Genomic DNA, 3,748 nt, shown 5'->3' on the forward strand with positions numbered 1-3,748 from the left:
TGGTTCACAAGCATACCTTCTCTGGTTGCCACCGCCACATAAGGCCTGGACTCGGATACCGGAAGAACAAGCTTGGAACAGGCATTAAGACACGAGCTAAGCTCGCTTGAACGATCTTCGTTCAGCAAACCAACAGCATCGGCTCGACAACGGCGACAATGCTTCATCTGGGGTAAATACTTTGAGGCCAGAGCCTGTATCTTTTTGACCTCATCTTTTTCCGGCTCTTCCAGATCCGCAAAGGAGGTTCCTTCCACAGGACAGATGGGGATACAATTCATGATATCCACGTCCAACTCGGACATCTTCCGGGCAATGTCCGGAACATGCCCGGAATTGATCCCCGGAACAATAATTGTATTTACCTTCACAATTACACCGCGTTCCTTTAGACCTTCAATGCCGGCAAGCTGCCGCTCCAGCAGCAACTCGGCAGCCTTGTAACCTCGATAGATTATCTTGTCGTCCCTCACCCACTTATAAATCTTCATTCCAATCTCAGGATCGATTGCATTAACCGTGACAGTTACATGGGAGACATAGACCTCAAGCAACTCATCAAGATATTTGGGCAGGTTTAGACCATTAGTGGATAGACAAAATATGATATCGGGAAATTTCTCTTTGAGACGGCGCATGGTTTCCAGCGTCTCGGTCGGATTGGCCAGGGGATCGCCGGGGCCAGCAATGCCCGCGACAGTTATGCGCGGCTCTTGTTCCACAACCTGTTCCATGTAGCGGACGGCCTGGGCCGGGGTAAGGACTGCACTCGTTACCCCAGGTCTGGACTCGTTTACACAATCGTACTTGCGGTTGCAGTAGTTGCACATAATATTGCACTTGGGAGCCACGGGCAAATGCACTCGTCCGCAGCTTCCCGCTGCTTCGACATTAAAACACGGATGAAGAGTTAAGTCTTTTTCAGGAATAGCCATGGGTTCCTCTCCTTTAGATGTACCAGTAACCAATGGGTGAATCTGCCTGTTTTTTTTCAATGATGGCGTTAATGATCCTGTCCAGCAGGCTTTGTGCACCGCGATAACCCAGGTGCAGGATACGCTGGCCGCCAAAACGGTCGTGGTTCGGAAAGCCTGCTCGCACAAGAGGAATATTCCACTCCCGGGCCATTTTGTAACCCTTGGCGTGACCAACAAGGATATCCGGCTTCAAGCCTTCTGCTTCCTCGGCGATATCAAAAAAATCCACTCCTTCACGGATGGCAGGCAATGAGGCTCCAAGTGCAATACCCTTGCAAACTTCTTCTATAGCCTGCTTGAAAACTTTATCCTTGGACCCTGTTGCCACCAGGACCGGGCGTATCCCGATTTCAACCAGAAATGAGGTCAGGCCGATGACAAGATCCGCCTCACCGTAAACCACAGCTTTCAGACCGGAAACATATTTATGGCCATCAATATAGGCATCAACGAGACGGCCTCGTTCCATCTGATGAAGTTGCGGCGTCTCACGGCCGGTTATGGCCTCTAGCGCCTGGAAAAATCTGTCTGTCTCGCGCAGGCCAATTGGCATACCGATTTGATATAAAGGCATATCGAAACGTTTTTTGAGCACATTTCCGGCAGTTTCTAGACAAGAAAGGGTCCTGCCAAATTCGATTGAAGCGCTGGCCCCGGACATTTCCCTAATGGCTTCAAGCGATGTGCCTCCAGAGGGTATGGTCTCGTAATCTTCCAAAGCCTGACCATCCAGGGTTTCAGAAATATCCGGCAAAATTGTCGGGCGAATACCAAAATCTGTTGCTATTTCTTTAAGATAACGAATGTCTGCCGGCGAAACAAAACCGGGCATGATGTTTACTGTCCCGTTCTCTGAGACTTTATCAGTAACGAGTTGCTCTACTGTTGCCCTGACTGCGGCGTGCCAGCCTTCCATGTGGGTCCCGGAGTAACTTGGGGTTGACGCGAAAACGATATGCGGCAAGGCAAGGTCACTGAATTCACGCCTGAACTCCTTCAAAATCATGGGTACGTCATCACCAATAGTCTCGGTGAGACAGGTGGTGGCGACCCCTACGATCTTTGCCCCGTATTTCCCCATGACATTTAATATCCCCTTTTTCAGGTTAGGGCCGCCGCCATAGATGGCATGCTTCTCCCCCAGACTTGATGAGGCAATATCCATGGGCTCGCGAAAATGGCTGATAATATAGCGTCTCATATAGGTGGCGCACCCCTGTGACCCATGCAGAAAAGGCACACACCCCTCTATCCCGCGAAAAGCCAGCGCCGCTCCTATGGGAGTACACAACTTGCATGCATTGGTTGTGGAGACGTAAGAAGGGCGGGCCTTGCGAGCCGAAACCCGCGTATCAAGAGCACCGGGCCGAGATTCTACAACCGTTACCGGGTTATTATCACTCATTTCCTGCCTCCTTTTGTTTCTGCCTCCTGGGGGCAAACTGCCACACCGGGCTAATGACTGTGGAGTGAACTTCCTTGGCAAAATTATACATCCCTACAAACCCTTCCAGAGCTATCTTACGCTCGTGATTGTGGTCGCAGAATCCAACTCCCAATTTGTAGGCTATGGGGCGCTCCTTGACACCGCCGACAAAGATGTCCACGTCTTTTTCCTTGATAAAGGCAGAAAGTTCTAAAGGATTTGAATCGTCCACGATGATGGTACCCGGATCAGTTATCTCCTCCAATTCCCGATAATCTTCCTTGGTTCCGGTCTGAGAACCGACCATCACTACTTTCATGCCCAAATGACGGAAGGCCTTGATCAAAGAAAATGCCTTGAACGCGCCGCCTACATAGATGGCTGCCTTCTTCCCTTCCAGGTCCTTTCTGAACTCCACAAGTTTGGGATGGAGTTCCTCAAGCTCCTCTCTGACCACTGCCTCGGTTCTCTTCATGATCTCCGGATCCCTGGACTCAAAAAAGCGGGCTACCTGGTAAAGTGACTCGGCCATATCTTCGATGCCGAAGTAGGAAACACGTATATACGGAATACCGTATTTCTCTTTCATCATTTTAGCCAAATCCAGGGTAGCCCCGGAACACTGGACCAAATTCAGGGCAGCACCATGACACCGTTGTATGTCCGCGATACGGCCATCTCCGGTTATGTTAGCCACGACTTCAACACCCATACGCTTGAGATAATCGCGGATGATCCAGATCTCCCCGGCCAGATTAAAGTCACCCAGAATATTCAGGCTCACCGGGCTGATGCCGGTAGTATCGCCCGTGCCAACCAACCGGAACATCGCCTTGCAGGCTGCCTCGTAACCAGCCCGCTTATTCCCCTTGAACCCCTCAGACTGTACAGGAATAACCGGAATGCCCTTTTCAGCCTCAACCTTCTTGCAAACCCCTGCCAGGTCATCGCCTATGATACCCACGATGCAGGTAGAGTAAACAAAGGCTGCCCTTGGCTGGTAGCGCTCAATCAGTTCATTCAGCGCTGCTTCGAGCTTCTTTTCCCCACCAAAAATAACGTCTTCTTCCTGGAGATCTGTGGAAAAGCTCAAACGGTGAAGCTCAGGCCCGGAGGAAAGCGCACCACGGATATCCCATGTATAGACCGCGCAGCCGATCGGACCATGAACCAGGTGCAAGGCATCGGCAATGGGATAAAGGACAACGCGCGAGCCGCAAAACACGCACGCCCTCTGACTCACCGCTCCCGCCAGGCTCTCTCTGTTACAGGCAAGCTCAAAAGGCTGCTCACCTTTGCGGTATATCTGGTCCTTGCGTTCTTCAAAAATAACTGCTGTCTTCAT

3 protein-coding genes are annotated in these 3,748 nt (G+C 51.0%); all 3 read right to left on the bottom strand.

Annotation, left to right across the window (positions count from 1 at the left end; translation table 11 throughout):
- The coding region (nifB, locus tag KFV02_RS11290) for a nitrogenase cofactor biosynthesis protein NifB (RefSeq protein WP_252381655.1) at window positions 1-935 on the bottom strand (935 nt) is incomplete at its 3' end.
- Between the two features lie 13 nt (window positions 936-948).
- A complete protein-coding gene (locus KFV02_RS11295; RefSeq protein WP_252381656.1) occupies window positions 949-2,382 on the bottom strand; it encodes a nitrogenase component 1 in 1,434 nt (477 codons plus the stop codon).
- A complete protein-coding gene (gene nifE, locus KFV02_RS11300; protein ID WP_252381657.1) occupies window positions 2,375-3,748 on the bottom strand; it encodes a nitrogenase iron-molybdenum cofactor biosynthesis protein NifE in 1,374 nt (457 codons plus the stop codon). Before nifE ends, KFV02_RS11295 begins: the two co-directional genes overlap by 8 nt.

Source organism: Desulfovulcanus ferrireducens (assembly GCF_018704065.1).
GTDB classification, from domain to species: Bacteria; Desulfobacterota; Desulfovibrionia; order Desulfovibrionales; family Desulfonatronovibrionaceae; genus Desulfovulcanus; species Desulfovulcanus ferrireducens.

Excerpts from the sequence above, each read along its gene's own strand:
- nifE (WP_252381657.1), bottom strand. The coding sequence starts at position 3,748 with ATGAAGACAGCAGTTATTTTTGAAGAACGCAAGGACCAGATATACCGC.
- KFV02_RS11295 (WP_252381656.1), bottom strand. The coding sequence starts at position 2,382 with ATGAGTGATAATAACCCGGTAACGGTTGTAGAATCTCGGCCCGGTGCT.